Raw genomic sequence first — 16,388 nt, 5'->3', positions numbered from 1 at the left:
GCGGCGGATCGTGACGCCGCCCGGTGGCCGCTGGTCGAGGGGTGCTGTCCGAGAGCTGTCAGCCGCCCGTGGGGCGGCGGACCTCCTTGGGCAGGGTGAACGCGATCGACTCGGTTCCGATCGAGCGGGTCGAGATCGACGTCGCCCCGAGACCGGCCAGGGCGTCCGTCAGCGCCTCGACCAGGTTCGGCGGCGCGGACGCGCCGGCCGAGACGCCGATGGTGTCGGCGCCCACCAGCCACTCCAGCCGGACCTCGTCGACGCTCTCCACCAGGTGCGACGCGGCGCCGTCCCGCTTGGAGACCTCGACGAGCCGGCGGGAGTTGGCGCTGTTCTCCGACCCGAGGACGAGCACGAGGTCCGCTTCGGCGGCGACCCGGCGCACCGCGTTCTGCCGGTTCGACGTGGCGTAGCAGATGTCGGCCGAGCCGGGCCCGACGATCGTCGGGAACCGGCCGCGCAGCGCGTCGACGACCTCCTCCGCCTCGTCCACCGCCAGCGTGGTCTGCATCAGGTAGGTGACCCGCTCCGGGTCGTCCACCTCGAGCGAGGCGACCTCGTCCGCCGACTCGACCAGGGTGATCCGCCCGGGCGCCTCGCCGAGGGTGCCGTCGACCTCCTCGTGGCCGGCGTGGCCGATGAGCAGCACCGTGTCGCCGCGGGCGGTGAACCGGCGGGCCTCGGCGTGCACCTTCTCCACCAGCGGGCAGGTCGCGTCGATCACTGAAAGGTGTCGGTGAGCCGCGTCCTCTCTCACCGCCTGGGCGACGCCGTGCGCGGAGAACACCACGGTCGCGCCGGGTGGCACCTCGTCGAGCTCGTCGACGAAGACCGCCCCCCGACCGGCGAGATCGTTGACGACATGGGTGTTGTGCACGATCTGCTTGCGGACGTAGACCGGCGCCCCATGGATCTCCAGAGCCCGCTCGACGACCTCGATGGCCCGCTCGACGCCGGCGCAGAAGGCCCGCGGCTCCGCGAGCAGCACCCGGCGCTGGCCGACCGCCGCCGCCCAGGCACCCAGCGGCTCGCCGACCCGGCGCAGGATGCGCAGCCCGGCGAGGCCGCGGCGGGCCAGGTCGACCCGGCCGAGCGGCTCGGCGGCGGTGTCCACGATCACCCGCACCACGGCGAACGGCCGGCCGACGGCGCTCGGCGACAGGTAGGCCGACTCCATGTCGACGGCGATCGCGCCGGTCGCGGCGAGCTCGGCCCGGGCGGTGCCGACAGCGAGCCGGGGCACCGACACCACCGGCCCGACGTGCACCGTCAGCCCCGCGCGGCGCAGCTCACCGGCGAGCAGCGGCGCCGACGGGCAGCGGCCGGTGACCGTGCCGTCGCCGGTGCGCACCTCGCTCGCGACGATGACGTCGCCCGGCCGGACCTGAGGGCCGAGGCCGCCGGCGACGCCGACCACCGCGACCGCGTCCGGCTTGGCCGCGCGCACCGCCTGGTTCGCCCGGCTGGCGCGCTCCGGGCCCATCCCGGTGCGGACCACGACCGTGTCCGGCGGCAGGCCGGACCGGCTGGCCGCCATCGCCTCGACCCGCATCGGCGCGGCGACGACGAGCCGGGCACGCCGAGGCGGCCGGACGGGCTTCCAGCTCGGCCCGGTGCCGACCGCCTGCGTCGGGATCAGGGGAATGGCGCCGGGGCTCGGGCGCGTCGCCCGGGGGGCGCCGGCCGAGGCCCGCGCGTCCGCGGACGCCGCGCCCTCGGGCGCTGGCGGGTGCGCGGGGGCGGGTTCCCCCGCCATCCGCGCGCCGCCAGGATGACGATCGCCGGTGTTCTCGGATGCAGAGATGCTGCTCATGCCGCGGACCGCCCGGTGAGGGTCACGTACCGGCCCAGTGCCGTCAACGGGAAGACCAGCCGGTACAGGTGATAGTTGATGGAGAAGTCCCAGGGGAAGCCGGTTCCGGTGTAGTACGGCTCGTCCCAGCCGCCGTCCGGCCGCTGCGTCGCGCACAGCCAGCGCACGCCGGTCTCGACCGCCTCGTTGGTCGGATCGGCGGCGAGCAGCGCGAGCAGTGCCCACGCGGTCTGCGAGGGGGTCGGCTCGCCGCGGCCCACCCACGCGTCGTCCCGGTAGGAGCGCAGGTCCTCGCCCCAGCCCCCGTCGGGGTGCTGGTGGGCGACCAGCCAGCGCACCGCCGCCCGGATCGCCGGGTGGTCGGCGGCCACGCCGGCGCCGATCAGCGCGGGGACCACCGCGCCGGTGCCGTAGACATGGTTGACGCCCCACCGGCCGAACCAGGAGCCGCCCGGCTCCTGGTTGTCCAGCAGCCAGCGCACCGCCCGCTGGGTGACCGGGTGGTCGGCGCGGCCCAGGTCGGCGAGCATCTCGACCATGTGCGCGGTGACGTCCGCGCTAGGCGGGTCGATCACCTCGCCGAAGTCACAAAAAGGGATCTTCGTCGCCAGCTTCTGGACGTTGTCCGCGTCGAAGGCACCCCAGGCACCGCTCGACGAGCGCATCCCGACCGACCAGTTGACCGCCCGCTCGACCGCGCCGCGCGCCTGTCTGGCCGCGGCCGGGTCGACCTCGTCGAGCCCGGAGTGCAGCAGCCGCTGGATCGCCAGCACCACCTCGGCGGTGTCGTCGACATCGGGGTAGATGTCGTTGGCGAACTCGAACGCCCAGCCGCCCGGCTCCAGGTTCGGCCGGCGGACCCGCCAGTCGCCCGGGATGGTGACCTCCTCGTCCAGGAGCCACTGGCCCGCCTTGCGCATCGCCGGGTGGTGCGCGTCGAGGCCGGCGTCGGCCAGCGCGACGACGGCCAGCGCGGTGTCCCACACCGGCGACTGGCACGCCTCCAGCCGGCGCACCATGTCGCCGTCGCCGTCGCCGTCGCCGTCGTCCCCGGCCGGTTCCCGGATGACGAAGCCGTCCAGGCCTTCCATCGCGGCGACCAGGACCGGGTGGTTCATCGGGTAGCCCATCAGATGCAGGGCCATGATCGAGTAGACCCACGGTGGCTGGATGCCGCCCCAGCCGCCGTCGGCCTCCTGCCGGGCGACCACCCACTCGGTCGCGCGGCGCAGCGCCAGGGAACGCAGTGTGCGGACCGGGTGGCGCTGGTAGCGGCGCAACACGGCGTCCAGCCGCTGGAAGGCGCCGGTCCAGCTGGCCAGGGGCGCCAGCGGCGGGCGCGGCGCGTCCACCTTGAGCTCGTCGATGGTGAAGCCGAGCGACCGGACCGGCCGGAAGTGGCCGACGATCGTCAGGGCGACCACCGTCTGGCGGGCCCAGCAGCCGAAGTCGTAGACGTTGAGCGGGACCCACGGCGGCAGCAGCACGATCTCCGGCGGCAGGACCGGGACCTCGTCCCAGGACCACTCGCCGAACAACGCCATCCAGATCCGGGTGAACACCCGGGTGGCGGCGAGCCCGCCGCCCGCGCGCACGAACGACGCGGCGGCCAGCATGTGCGGGGCGTCCGGCTCGTCGCCGGCCAGCCGCAGGCCGATGTACGCCTCCAGCGTGGTCGACAGGTCGCCGGGGCCGCCGTAGAAGGTCGGCCAGCTGCCGTCGGGCAGTTGGCGCGACCGGAGCCAACGGCCGGATTCGGCCGCCACCTGGGGGGTCAGGATGCCGAGGAACTGGCGAAGCATGAGGTCCTCGGCGTCCATCGTGACGTTCGTCTCCAGCTCGCCCTTCCACCAGCCGTCCTCGGCCTGCAGGGAGAGGAGATAGTCACGGGCATTCGCCGTCGCGGCGGCGGCCTGGGCCGCCACGCCGCCGATCGTCTCGCGCCCGGGCAGGCCCAGGTCCGGCAGGCTCAGGCCGGGCATCGCGAGTCTCGCCGCCGCGGGGCCGGAGGCGGTGGCCAGCGGGCCCGCGAGCCCCGCCGGACCGGCGAGGCTCGGTCTCTCAGCCGGATCGACGACCGGGGTCCCTGCCGGATCGACGAAGTCGATCCGGGAGGTCGCGATCCGGGAGGTCGCGATCTGGGAGGTCTGCGCCGCCGGGTCGGGCAGCAGCGCGGGCCTGCCGGGACGCGCGCCTGGGCGGGTGGTCACCAGCAGTGGCCCGGCGACGGCGGACCTCTCGGATCGGCCTCGCCGATCCGAGAGGAACCCCGACCGGGCAGACGTCGGCTGCGCCGCCGGCGTCGCCGGGGACGGGTCCGAGGTCAGGCTCATAGCCGAATCTCCTCCGGGTCCGGGTGGGGATGCGCGATCGCTCGGCGCTCAGGCGGGAGCCTGGGCGCGCTCGCCTCACCCTTCTCAGCAGTCGCGTTCGGTCACAAATCGCGCGAGGGCGAGCAGCTCCGCCTCGGCCAGTGGGGGCAGGGAGAGCGAGCGCAGCACGGCTCCGGCCGTCTTGAGCTGCCGGTCCGCCTCGTCCGTGGTCCAGTCGCGGCCGCCGGCGCGCTCGATCAGCGCGGCGACGCGCTCCAGGTCCTCGACCGGACGGTCGCCCTCGCTGACGAGGAACTCCCGCAGCTCGTCCGCGTCGGGCCCGCCGGCCTCCAGGGCGACGACCACCGGCACCGACTTCTTGCGCGACTGCAGGTCGGAGAGCACCGGCTTGCCGGTGACCGCCGGGTCGCCCCAGATGCCGAGCAGGTCGTCGATCAGCTGGAAGGCCGTGCCAAGGCGGGAGCCGAACTCGGCGAGCCCGTCGACGACCTCCTTCGGAGCGTCCGCCAGCACGGCGCCCAGCGACGCCGCGCACGCGAGCAGCGCGCCGGTCTTGCCGTCCTCCATGTGCAGGGTCTCGGCGACGGTCACGTCCGAGCGGGACTCGAACAGCAGGTCCTCCGCCTGGCCGCGGACCAGGTCCTGCACGCCCGCGCCGAGGATGGCCGCGGCCCGCCGGCCCGGCTCCCCCTCGACCTCGAGCAGGATCTGCGTCGCGAGGCCCAGCAGCGCGTCGCCGGCGAGGATCGCGCCGTCGGCGCCGAAGACCGTCCACGCGGTCGGCCGGTGCCGCCGCTCGGTGTCGCCGTCCATCAGGTCGTCGTGCAGCAGCGAGAAGTCGTGCACGAGTTCGACGGCCACCGCCGCCGGCAGGCCCACCTCGGCGGGCTGGCCGGCCGCCTCGGCCGACAGCAGGGCGAGTGCCGGGCGGACCAGCTTGCCGCCGCCGCCGGCCTGGGGGTTGCCGTCGGCGTCCACCCAGCCGCGGTGGTACTCGACGACGTGCCGCAGCCGGGGGTGCAGCCGGGCGACGGTGGCGCGCAGGGCGGGAACGGTCAGCGTCCGACCACGCTCGATGGCCTCCGGAACCGTCATGGTCATGCCGGGTTACTCCCTGTCGATGTGGTCGGTGCGGTCGGGCTGGGTAGCACGGGCGGCACGGCTGGCGCGCCCGCGGTGCCTGCCGGATCGGCGAGGCCCGGGGTCCCTGCCGGATCGGCGAGGCCGATCTGGGAGGTCTGCTGGGAGGTCGCCGCGTCGGCCAGTGGTGCTGACGTGTTCGAGGCCGCCGACGTGGCCGACGCCGATGCGACCGGCGCTGACGTGACCGGCGCTGCCGTGACCGGCGCCGGCGCGGCCTGCGCCGGGAGTGCCGGGTGCTCGGACGGCGCCCCGCCGGAGCGCGCCGGGCTGACGGCCGTCAGCCGCCGCGAGGCGCCCCCCGAGGCCGTCGCCGGTTGCCCTGCGTTCACCCCCACGCTGGCCAGCGTCTCACGGGCAGCAGCAAGGCCGCTACGCACAGCTCCCTCCATGGTCGCCGGCCAGCCCGTGTCGGTCCACGCGCCGGCCAGGGCGAACCCGGGCAGGCCGGTCGCGGGCGCCGGGCGAAGCGCGAGCGATCCGGGCGCCTGCCGGAAGGTCGCGGTGCGTTCCCGGGTCACGAAGACCTCGATGAGCTCAGCGTCACGGGCCGCGGGCAGGATGCGGCGCATCTCGGCGACGAACTCGGCGCCGAGCTCGCCCGCGGGCCGGTCGACCCACGGCTCGGCGGCCGACTGCGAGAGCGCGACGTACTGCGCCCCGGCCGGCGCCTTCCCGGTGGCGGCGAGCCCCGACGCGTCGGTCCGGTCGAAGATCCACTGAATCGGCGAGCTGGTGACCGCGAGGAACGGGCCGTCGATCACCTTGCGATCGAAGATCATGTGGATGTTGACGATCGGGGACGCGCCAAGCCCCTCCAGGCTCGCCGGGTCCGGGTGCGCGCCCGCCGGCATCAGCGCGGCGGCGGCCGACGGCGGCACGGCGAGCACGACGGCGTCCGCGGTGAGCACCTCAGCGTCGCCGCGCCCGGTGCCGCCGGTCGTGGTCACGAGCCGGTAGCCGTCCTCGGTCCGGGTGATCTCGCGGACCTTCACACTCGTCCGCACGTCGGCGCCAGCGTCGGCGAGCGCCTTGGCCGCCGCCTCCCCGTGCAGTTCCTGCAGCGGCACATCGGCCCAGCCGAGGTCGGCCGCGTCGGCGCGCTCCAGCAGGCCGGTGCGCACCACCTTCGCCGCCAGCCCCAGCGAGGCCTCGGCCGCCGGGGCGTTGAGCGTGGCGATCGTGAGCAGTTCCCACAGCGCCTCGGTGGCGACCGGTCCCTGGCGGTGCGCGCCGAGCCAGCTCCCGAACGAGGCGCCGTCCACCGCCGGCGAGCGCTGGTCGAGCCGGCCGAGCTGGAAGGCGGCCAGGGCGGCCGCGGCCCGCTGGCCCACCGGCAGCGCCTTGTAGCCGAGCAGCGCGGGTGCCAGGTGCAGCGGGGCGGGCAGCCGGGTCTTCGTCCGCCGCAGCCGCGCGCGCTGGCCCGGGCGGTCGCCGAGCAGCACCTCCACGTCGAGCCGGGGCTGCAGCGTCGTCAGGTGCTCCACGCCGAGCCGCTGGAGGAACCCGCGGTAGGCGGTGCAGCAGCGCATGAAGACGTGCTGGCCGGTGTCCACCCACAGGCCCTTGCGGTCGAACGACGCGGTCGCGCCGCCCAGGCGCGGCCGGGCCTCCAGCAGCACCACGTCGGCGCCGCTGTCGGCGGCCAGCAGCGCGGCCGACAGCCCGGCCAGCCCGCCCCCGACGATCGCCACCCGCGGCCGGGCCTCGCGAGCCTCGCCCGTCATCGCGCCACGCCCTTGGAACCACCAGCCCGGCCACCGGCCGAGCCACCGCCCCGGACGCCCTCCGGGCGGCCCGCGAGGTTACGCGCCGCGACGACCGCCTTCTCCCGGCCCGGCAGCGACAGCCGCCTGGTCAGCACGGGCGTCGGGTCCGTCCGGATGCGCCGGTTGAGCCGCAGGTAGATGCCGGCCATCGCGCCGCAGCAGGCGGCGCTGCGCCGGTCGAGCAGGTCCAGCAGCACGAGGCCGCGCTCGTACCACTCGTCGGCCCGGGCCGCGCCGGCGCGCAGGTAGTCGAGGAGGGCGTCCTCGGGCCCGCCGAGCCGGCCGGTCGCGTCCACGGCGAGCTTCACGCCGGCGGCGGCCAGCTCCGCCTGCGGCAGGTAGACCCGCCCGTTCAGCAGGTCCTCGCGCACGTCGCGCAGGATGTTGGTCTGTTGCAGGGCGACGCCGAGCGCGTCGGCGATCGCGGGCGCGTCGCTCCGGCCGGCGGCCTCGGTGGTCCCGAAGATGCCCAGCGACAGCCGGCCGATCGTGCCGGCGACCAGCCGGCAGTAGCCGACCATGTCGTCGAACGTGTCGTAGGTGCTCGGCACGATGTCGCTCTCGACGCCGTCGGCGAGCTCGATGAACGCCTCCAGCGGGATCGGGAACCGCTTCGCGGCGTCGGCGAGCGCGACGATCACCGGATCGGAGCTGTTCGGGTCCAGGCCGCGGATGTCCGCGCGTGCCTGGGCCAGCCCTTCGATCTTCTGCTCGTCGGGCAGGTTCCCGTCGCCGATGTCGTCGAGCCGGCGGGAGAAGGCGTAGACGGCGGACAGCGCGGCCCGCCGGTCGGCTGGCAGCAGCCGGATGCCCCAGGCGAAGTTCCTGGCGGCCTGCTTGGTGATCTCCTCGCAGGCGGCATAGGCCTCCGCGACGGTCGGCCGGTGGGTCGGGGCGGTCATCGGGCCTCCCCCTCGGCGGTCTGGCCGGCACGGGCCACGTCGTCGCCCGCGTCGCGGGCACCGGCGGGCGGCGCGGTGGCCGCCCCAGTGGCCACCGCGGTCGCCGCCGCGGTAGTGGCCACCGCCACGTCCGGCGCTGGCACCTCGGTGCCGGTGTCCACGGACGGGGGCGTGGATGGGGGCGTGGATGAGGGCGGGGTCGGGTCCGGAGTGGGCGGTGGCTGCTCGCACAGCGGCGACAGCCCGCCGGCCGCCGCCGCGGCGGCTCGCGCCGACGGGGCGTGGGACCGGGCCGCCACCCACAGCGAGGCGGCCGCCACCCGCTGCTTGCTCGCCTTCGGCGCGCCACCCAGCACGTCGTAGCCGGCCTGTCGGACCGCGTGCAGCGCCGCCCGGCCACCGCCGACGAAGCCGGCGATCGCGAGGCGCATCCGGCCCTCGAGCAGGCTGGCCAGCGGCGCGCCCTGGTCGAGGATCGTCGTGGCGCGCGCGACCTGGAAGGCCATCAGGTTGCGCAGCGCCGGCGACGCGGTCGGCGCGGCGAGGTCCGCCTCGGTGACCCCGAACGTGTCCATGTCCTCCAGGGGCAGGTAGATCCGCCCGTTGGCGTAGTCCTCGGCCACGTCCTGCAGGTGCTCGGCGAGCTGCAGCGCGGTGCACACGCGGTCGGACAGGATGACCCGGTCGGGGGTCGCCTTGCCCAGCACGCCGAGCACCATCCGCCCGATCGGGTCGGCCGACAGCGTGCAGTAGCGCAGCAGGTCGTCGAACGTGGCGTAGCGGGTCACCCGCTGGTCGAGCCGGTTCGCCTCGATCAGCCGCGCGAACGGCTCCATCGGCAGTTCGCGGGCCCGAACGGTGCGCGCCAGTCGCTGGAACACGGGCAGCTGGGGCTCATCGAGCCAGATTCGCTCCAGGTCGGCGGCCAGTTGGTCGAGGAGGGCCAGCCGATCGCCGGGTGCCTCGTCGCCGATGTCGTCGACCAGCCGGGCGAAACCGTAGATGGCCTGGAAGTCCTCCCGTATCGCGGCTGGCAGCACGGCGGGTGACACCGGAAAGTTCTCGCCGTGCGCCGCGCGCAGCACCTCGTCGGTGGACGTCGCGATGTCGGTGACACCGGCTGGCTCGGCCCGCCCTCCTCCGGGACGCGGCCGCGCGACGGCCACGGCGGTTTCGCCGCTGGCCCCGGCGGGCTCGCCGTCATCGCGCGGCCGAGAGCCGGAGGTCCGGGCGTCGATGGTGGTCATGCGCCTCTCCTTCGGGGGCGGTCTGCACGCGCGGCGCGGGCCAGGCTGGCCGGGCGGGGCGCCGGGCCGGCCGTGGGGGACGCGATCAAGCTGTGTGGTCGCATCTCCGGCGGCGTTCTCCTGGTGTCGTTGGGCTCGCGACCGCGGCCGGGTGCCCGCCGGCCGGCTCCGCCGAACCGGCGGGTCGGCGATCTGGCACGGTGGGCGCCGATGGTTCGGCGTGGCTGCGCGCTGGTCTCGGTCGGTCTGACGGACTGGGTCGATCTGGCGGGTCGTGTCGCGCCGGGTCGTGAACGGCGGTATCGCTGGCGGGCGCGGTGCTACCGGCTCTCGGTGCTACCGGCTCGGGGCAGGTCGGCAGGGACGATTCAGATGGTCTCCTCGTCGTAGGTCTCGGTTCGCTATCCGAACACGCCCGCTAGCCGGCGGTAGATGGGGGGTGAGAGCCCGTGCACGCGCGCGGCCAGGGACATCCACCCTGGCACCCACACCTCGGCGTCACCGCGCGCGCAGGCCGCGAGCATCCGGTCAGCGACCAGGCCGGGGGGCAGTGGCTTGGGCCAGCGGCGGACGTAGGGGGCGCCTCGTCGACGGAAGAAGGGTGTGTCCACCGCGCCAGGTAAGCAGAGAGTCACCGAAACTCCGCGACCGGCGACCTCGTAACGCAGCGCGTCGGCGAAACCGACCAGCGCCGCCTTGCTCGCGGAGTACGCGACCTCGCCGCGCACGCCGACCGCGCCGGCGACGCTGCCGACCAGCAGGATCCGGCCCCGGCCGCGGTCGAGCATCGCGGGCAGGACCGCGCGGACCAGCATCATCGGCGACAGCACGTTGACGGCGACGAGGTTGCGCAGCCGCGTCGGGTTCATCACATCGAACGGGCCGGCGGCGCCGACGCCGGCGCAGCAGACCAGCAGGTCGACGTCGCCGAGCAGCTCGGCGGCCCTGGACGCGACGGCGTTCTCCGAGCCGACGGCGGCGAGGTCGGTGGCGAACCGATGCCCGCCGGCCACCGCGGCCACCTCGTCGAGCGCGGCGCCGTCCCGCCCGACCAGCAGCACCTGGGTGTCCTGGTCGGCGAGCCGCAGCGCGGCGGCCCGGCCGATCCCACTGGACGCGCCGGTGACCAGGGCGGTGCGCGGCGGCCAGGGAGCGGACGTGGCGGCCCGGGCCCTGCTGACCACCGGCCGGGAACCCCGGTCGTGGACAGCGGGACGAGAGCGGGTGCTCACGCCTCACACACCTCCGGTCGCGTCAGCTGCCATGACCCCCACGGGACCGGCCGGCGCCCAGGGGTCCGGGGTGGTCCCGGACGGGCATCGCGGGCCACCCGGATCGGGTGGCGGGACTGACGGGCATACGGAGGCATGGTCATGCCCCGCAGAACCCAACCGCCCAGCAACACCCAGGCATGACGTCATCACTGACCCCATGCCCGCCAAGGGCAGCTCCATCATTTCACCGCCCCCCAGCGATCCCGTCCATGGTCGGATGGATGACATCACGCTCCCACGCTGGTGGGGCGCAGCCAATGCTCGTCCACCGAAGGGTACGGAACGATTACCCAGAGCGCATCTTGCCGGCGCCCGGCCCACTATTCATTCGATTTACGTCTGCGGATCACGCTGGAATGACATAGCGGCGACATGATGCGGACATGGCCTAGACATCTTGCGGGACCCATAGGTAACTCCGCCGCGACACGTATTGCCCACAACTCGCGGCGGGTACATCCCCGCAGACCGGACTGTCACGCCCGACCGGCGCTCACAGCCGAGAACGCCCGCCAGGGCCTCCCCACCCGCGCGTATTGATCGCTAGCGCCGCGACGCAGGCGAGGCGCGGGGTCACGGCCCGCACACGGAATCGTCTCCCCCACGGACACAACCCTACCGTCTAGGACAAACATGATCGAAAGCGGTACGGCGGGGGCCTCAGGGCGGGGGGCGCGACCGCCGGCGCGCCGCCGTCGGGGCGCGGCGCGCCCCGACCAGGCCCGGTCCCAGGTCGAACCCGAAGACCTGGGGCCGGTCCCGCCCCGGGCCAGGATCATGGAAGAGTTCCGCCGACAGCCCACCTGCGCGACCATCGGCGCTCCGCCGTCGGGGCGCTGAGCGCCCCGACCAGGCCCGGTCCCGGGTCAGGCCCGTAGTTCTGGGGCCGGTTCCCGCCCCCCGCCGGGATCGTGGAAGAGTTCTGTGAAGAGCCTGGCGCGGCCGCCTGGCGCTCCGGCGCAGGGGCGGCTGGGCATGGCGAACGGCGGCGCACCTCTTCGCGATCGCGCGGACCGCCGGGCCGCGTCGACCGGTGGGCGGGTGACAACGAGCCGCGGGTGGCCTCACTCGGGTGGGGTGAGGTTCGGGCGGGACGAGAGCTTCCCCCCTCGCGGGTGACTTCTGTCACGAGATGTCAAAACGGGATCGAGAACGGCGGCGGGAATCGTTGCCCCTGGCGTGCCGAGGAGACGGCACCGACACCGACGTCGACCCGAGGGGGATCCTTGGCCGCGCTCGCCCGCTGGTGCTTTCGGCACCGACGGACCGTACTGATCGCCTGGCTGGTGGCCTTCATCGGCCTGGGCTTCGCCGCACGCACCATCGGCGACGACTACAAGGACGCGTTCTCGCTGCCGGGCACCGACTCCCAGGCCGCCTACGACCTGCTGGCCGAGGAGTTCCCGGCGGCCTCCGGTGAGAGCGCCTCGATCGTGCTGCACGCCAGGTCGGGCACGCTCACCGACCCCGAACTGCGCACGGACGCGACCGAGATGCTCGCCACGGTGGCCGGGCTCCCGCACGTCGCGGAGGTCGCCAGCCCGTACGGCGCGGACGGCGGCTCGCAGGTCAGCGACGACGGCCGCACCGCGTTCGCGACCATCACCATCGAGGGCCAGATCGCCGACCTGACCGCCGACGACATCAAGCGGATCGTCGACACGGCGCGCGCGGCCGACGGGGGGAACCTCCAGGTCGAGGCGACCGGCAACGTCATCTCGTTCGCCGAGCAGCCTGAGCAGAGCTACAGCGAGCTCATCGGCGTCATCGCCGCCGCGATCATCCTGTTCGTCGCGTTCGGCTCGCTGATCGCGATGACCCTGCCGCTGATCACCGCCCTGGTCGCCCTCGGCATCGCCACCAGCATCATCCCGCTGCTGTCGCACGTCACGACCATCTCCGACATCAGCACGATGCTGACCATGCTGGTCGGGCTCGGCGTCGGCATCGACTACGCACTGTTCATCGTCAACCGGCACCGGATCGCCCTGCGCGCGGGCAAGAGCGTCGAGGAGGCCGCCATCAGCGCGGTCAACACCTCCGGACGCGCGGTGCTGTTCGCCGGCATCACGGTCTGCATCGCCCTGCTCGGCATGTTCGCTCTCGGTGTCAGCTTCCTCTACGGCATCGCGGTCGCCGCCGCCCTCGGAGTGGCCTTCACGATGGCCGCCTCCGTCACGCTGCTGCCCGCGCTGCTCGGGTTCTACGGGCAGAAGGTGCTCAGCCGCCGCGAACGGCGCCGGATCGCCGAGCACGGCCCCGAGCCGGAGCACCCGAGCGGCTTCTGGTGGCGCTGGGCGAAGCTCATCGAACGCCGCCCGAAGACGCTCGCCGTCGTCGCCGCCGCGCTGATCGTCGTCGTCGCGCTGCCGTTCCTCTCGCTGCGGCTCGGGTCGTCCGACCAGGGCAACGGCGCCGAGACGAAGACCTCCAAGCGTGGCTACGACCTGCTGGCCGACGGTTTCGGCCCAGGTTTCAATGGCCCGTTCCTGATCGCCGCGCGCACCGACGCGCCGGGGGACGCGGCGACGGTCGAGCGCCTGGCCGAGCGCCTGGCCGACACTCCCGGCGTCGAGTCGGTACTTCCGCCCCGGACGAGCCCGACCGGTGGCGCGATGACGATCACACTGTTCCCGACCACCAGCCCGCAGGACGCCGAGACGTCGAAGCTGCTCGAGCGCCTGCGTGACGACGTCGTGCCGAGCGTGGTCGGCGAATCGGGAACCGAGGTCTACATCGGCGGCTCCACCGCGACCGGTGAGGACTTCTCCAGCGTCCTCCAGGCCAAGCTGCCGCTGTTCATCGGCGTCGTCGTGATCCTGGCGTTCCTGCTGCTGGTGGCGGTCTTCCGCAGCCTGCTGATCCCACTGACCGCGTCGCTGATGAACCTGCTGGCGCTCGGCGCCGCGTTCGGCGTCATCGTGTCGGTCTTCCAGTGGGGCTGGCTCGGCGGCGTGTTCGGCATCAGCGGCGGCCCGGTCGAGGCGTTCTTCCCGGTGATCCTGTTCGCCGTGTTGTTCGGCCTGTCCATGGACTATGAGGTGTTCCTGGTCAGCCGCATGCACGAGGAGTGGAGCGCGCGGCGCGACAACCGGCTCGCCGTCACCCTCGGCCAGGCCGAGACCGGCCGGGTGGTGGCCGCCGCTGGCGCGATCATGACCCTGGTGTTCGCGTCGTTCATCCTGGGCGACGACCGGATCATGAAGATGTTCGGCCTGGGTCTCGCGATGGCCATCCTGATCGACGCGTTCCTGATCCGCGCCGTCCTGGTCCCGGCTCTGATGCACCTGTTCGGCAAGGCCAACTGGTGGCTCCCCGGCCCGCTCGACCGCGTCCTGCCCCGCCTGTCCGTCGAGCCGACCGTCGAGGAACTGGGGGAGATCGTCCCCCAGGCGGCCAGCGCGGGCTCGAACGGATCCACCATCCCCGGCCAGGCCGTCCCGCGGCACCGCCTCGACAAGTCCGCCGGCCGCCACTGACCCGCCCGGCCAACCCAACGCGATCGCCCGTCCCGGTTCTCCCTCGCCGGGGCGGGCGATCGCGCGTCCGGTGGACGGCGCCCGGTCATGCGTCAGGTACGGGCGCCGTGGTGAGACCGACGGCGGGCGCAACGGCACGAACGGCCGGGCACGGCACGGACCTCTTGGAATGGGATCATCGGACCCTGATCCAGCCGGGAGGATGGTGGCCCGATGAAGCTCGACGTCGCCCAGATCGACCGTGCCTGCGGCGTGCTTCTGGGCGCGGCGGTCGGCGACGCGCTCGGCGCTCCCTATGAGTTCGATCTGGTCCGACTCGGGCCTGAGGGACCTCGCATGGTGGGTGGCGGCCTCACACGTGGGGCACCCGGGGAGTGGACCGATGACACAGCGATGACCTGGTGCGTCGCGGACGTCGCCGCGACGGGCGCGGACCTGCGTACCGGCGCGGCGCTCGACGCGATCGCGACCGGGCTCCGGGAGTGGTACGAGTCGCATCCGCTGGGCATCGGCCAACAGACCTGGCGGGTGATCAGCGCGGCGGGAACGGAGCCGACCGCGGCGGTGATGACGGCGATCGCGCGCGACCTGTACATCCGGACCGGCCGCGCCGCCGGCAACGGGGCGTTGACCCGAACCGCGCCCGTGGCGCTCGCCCATCTGGACGACCCAGCGGCGCTGGTCGAGGCGGCGATGACGGTCAGCGCGCTGACCCACTACGACCCGCGGGCCCGGGAGGCCTGCGCGCTGTGGTGCCTCGCGATCCGCCACGCCGTTCTGGAGGCCGAGTTCGACGCCCACGCCGGGCTCTCCTATCTGGACGTCGATGCCTGGGCCTACTGGGCGGACGCGCTCGCCGCGGCCGAGCGGTCCGATCCCGGCCGGTTCCGGCCGAACGGCTGGGCCGTGGCCGCCCTGCAGGCCGCGTGGTCAGCCATCGTCCACACCCCCGTCCCGAAGGACGGGTTCGGCTGCCGCCACCTCGCCGACTCGCTCCGGACCGCGATCTCGATCGGGCACGACACCGACACCGTCGCCGCCATCGCGGGCGCGCTGTTGGGCGCCCGGTGGGGTGAGTCCGCGGTTCCCGCCGAGTGGCGCCGAACCGTGCACGGCTATCCGGGCAGGAGCGGACAAGATCTCGTCCACCTCGCCTACCTGACCGTCAACAACGGTCCTGGTACGAACGGATGGCCGCTGGCCGACCACATCGACTACATCCCGCTGCAGTATGGCGATCCGCCGCTCGTGCCCCACCCGCACGACGAGGGCGTGTACCTGGCCGGGGCGCCCACGCTCGACACGCTGCCCAACGAGATCGACGCGGTAGTAAGTCTCTGCCTCACCGGGCGCGCGCAGGTGCCCGCGCGCGTCGAGCACGTCGCCTTCCGGCTGCTCGACGAGCCCGACCCCGCCATGAACCCGAACCTCGACTTCATCCTCACCGATGCCGCGCGTCTGGTCGCCCAACTGCGCGACGAAGGCAAGACCGTGCTCCTGCACTGCGTCGCGGCACACTCCCGGACCCCGTCGGTCGCCGTCGCCTACGCGATGCTTCGCGGCGTACCGCACGACGAAGCCCTGGCGACCGTTCTCGAAGCGCTCCCGACCGCCCATTCCAACAGCGGCTTCCAAGCCGCCCTCAAACGCCTGGCGCGACTGCTGACCTAGACAAGCCGCTGGCGGTAGGTCGCCCTTGCGCGGTCGCCCTCCTGTCGGTAACCAAAATTTACAGATCCGCCGAAACGGCCCAAGAATCAGATCGGTTCATCCAGGCTCAGTCATCCCGAGGTCTCACTCCCGCCTAGGGACGAACGTGCACATATCCAGCCGCAGCCGGGATCCCCGACTTCAAGCCGACCACGACCGCCGAGACCAGGTCGCCGTGCTCCGTTCCGGCCACAAGCCTCGCGGCGGCACGAAGCTCCACCCACGTCCGCACCAACTCCACCGGCGGTTCAGTCACGGTATCGCCCCGCATCGCGGACAAGTCGACCCACACGTCATACGGTCGCCTACCCGCGGACCGTTGTCGACCACTCCGTTACCGAAACCACAGCCGATCATCACATCCCGCCGCGCGACCAGCGGTCCGTCGACACCGAAGTCGGCCGGGTCACGGGCAGCCGCCCTGCCCGGCTCCTGGACGGACAGTACGCAACTCGCGGGCAGCGATTCTGGCCCGGCGAATATCCAGTCGGTGGACATCTCTTGCTCTGCCGGACCAACTCCGGCAGGCCCAGGTTGAACGCCCCGAAAGGGTGCTCCTTCCCGGTTAGCGGTCCACCCCCCGGGTAGCCTGAACTGCGACCGTTGCCCCCAGGGGCCGTAACCCCTCCCTGCCGAGTTTTTCGAGCCGACAGCCGGAACCAGGAAGCCGCCTGCCACCGTGGGCCGCGGCGGCTGCGGCAGCCAGCACCTGGCTGCTTCA

9 protein-coding genes are annotated in these 16,388 nt (G+C 73.6%); 2 read left to right on the top strand and 7 right to left on the bottom strand.

The genetic code is table 11. The features are described 5' to 3' along the window. Positions 1–58 precede the first annotated feature (58 nt). From ispH to I6A81_RS13520, 7 genes are all read right to left on the bottom strand, one after another. Positions 59–1,813, bottom strand: coding sequence for a 4-hydroxy-3-methylbut-2-enyl diphosphate reductase (gene ispH / locus I6A81_RS13550; RefSeq protein WP_238430793.1), 1,755 nt, complete (start codon positions 1,811–1,813; stop codon positions 59–61). Next, on the bottom strand, positions 1,810–4,146 hold the full coding sequence (shc, locus tag I6A81_RS13545; RefSeq protein ID WP_203007005.1) for a squalene--hopene cyclase: 2,337 nt from the start codon (positions 4,144–4,146) through the stop codon (positions 1,810–1,812). Before shc ends, ispH begins: the two co-directional genes overlap by 4 nt. 84 nt (positions 4,147–4,230) lie before the next feature. Next, positions 4,231–5,247 (bottom strand): polyprenyl synthetase family protein, encoded by a 1,017-nt coding sequence (locus I6A81_RS13540; protein WP_203007004.1) that lies wholly within the window; start codon positions 5,245–5,247, stop codon positions 4,231–4,233. Continuing rightward, positions 5,244–7,013 carry a hydroxysqualene dehydroxylase HpnE gene (hpnE, locus tag I6A81_RS13535; protein WP_203007003.1) on the bottom strand — a complete coding sequence of 590 codons (1,770 nt, stop codon included), beginning with the start codon at positions 7,011–7,013 and terminating at the stop codon, positions 5,244–5,246. Before hpnE ends, I6A81_RS13540 begins: the two co-directional genes overlap by 4 nt. Further along, entirely contained in the window at positions 7,010–7,957 is a 948-nt protein-coding gene (gene hpnD, locus I6A81_RS13530; RefSeq protein ID WP_203007002.1) for a presqualene diphosphate synthase HpnD, read from the bottom strand. The genes hpnE and hpnD overlap by 4 nt, the downstream gene beginning before the upstream one ends. Further along, positions 7,954–9,204, bottom strand: coding sequence for a squalene synthase HpnC (gene hpnC / locus I6A81_RS13525; RefSeq protein WP_203007001.1), 1,251 nt, complete (start codon positions 9,202–9,204; stop codon positions 7,954–7,956). Before hpnC ends, hpnD begins: the two co-directional genes overlap by 4 nt. Positions 9,205–9,605: 401 nt before the next feature. Next, on the bottom strand, positions 9,606–10,436 hold the full coding sequence (locus I6A81_RS13520) for an SDR family NAD(P)-dependent oxidoreductase (protein ID WP_203007000.1): 831 nt from the start codon (positions 10,434–10,436) through the stop codon (positions 9,606–9,608). Between the two features lie 1,268 nt (positions 10,437–11,704). Between I6A81_RS13520 and I6A81_RS13515 the strand changes: the two genes are divergently transcribed. Both I6A81_RS13515 and I6A81_RS13510 read left to right on the top strand, forming a co-directional pair. Beyond that, positions 11,705–13,957 (top strand): MMPL family transporter, encoded by a 2,253-nt coding sequence (locus I6A81_RS13515; protein WP_203004625.1) that lies wholly within the window; start codon positions 11,705–11,707, stop codon positions 13,955–13,957. A 213-nt stretch (positions 13,958–14,170) separates the two neighbouring features. Continuing rightward, positions 14,171–15,628 carry an ADP-ribosylglycohydrolase family protein gene (locus I6A81_RS13510; RefSeq protein WP_203004624.1) on the top strand — a complete coding sequence of 486 codons (1,458 nt, stop codon included), beginning with the start codon at positions 14,171–14,173 and terminating at the stop codon, positions 15,626–15,628. The last annotated feature ends 760 nt before the right edge of the window (positions 15,629–16,388 follow it).

The sequence above is a fragment of the Frankia nepalensis genome (genome assembly GCF_016786325.1).
Lineage (GTDB): Bacteria > Actinomycetota > Actinomycetes > Frankiales > Frankiaceae > Pseudofrankia > Pseudofrankia nepalensis.
This window is presented reverse-complemented; position numbering and strand designations above follow the sequence as displayed.

What these genes read in the sequence shown, in the direction of transcription:
- ispH (WP_238430793.1), bottom strand. Translation starts at nt 1,813, where the DNA reads ATGAGCAGCATCTCTGCATCCGAGAACACCGGCGATCGTCATCCTGGC.
- shc (WP_203007005.1), bottom strand. Translation starts at nt 4,146, where the DNA reads ATGAGCCTGACCTCGGACCCGTCCCCGGCGACGCCGGCGGCGCAGCCG.
- I6A81_RS13540 (WP_203007004.1), bottom strand. Translation starts at nt 5,247, where the DNA reads ATGACCATGACGGTTCCGGAGGCCATCGAGCGTGGTCGGACGCTGACC.
- hpnE (WP_203007003.1), bottom strand. Translation starts at nt 7,013, where the DNA reads ATGACGGGCGAGGCTCGCGAGGCCCGGCCGCGGGTGGCGATCGTCGGG.
- hpnD (WP_203007002.1), bottom strand. Translation starts at nt 7,957, where the DNA reads ATGACCGCCCCGACCCACCGGCCGACCGTCGCGGAGGCCTATGCCGCC.
- hpnC (WP_203007001.1), bottom strand. Translation starts at nt 9,204, where the DNA reads ATGACCACCATCGACGCCCGGACCTCCGGCTCTCGGCCGCGCGATGAC.
- I6A81_RS13510 (WP_203004624.1), top strand. Translation starts at nt 14,171, where the DNA reads ATGAAGCTCGACGTCGCCCAGATCGACCGTGCCTGCGGCGTGCTTCTG.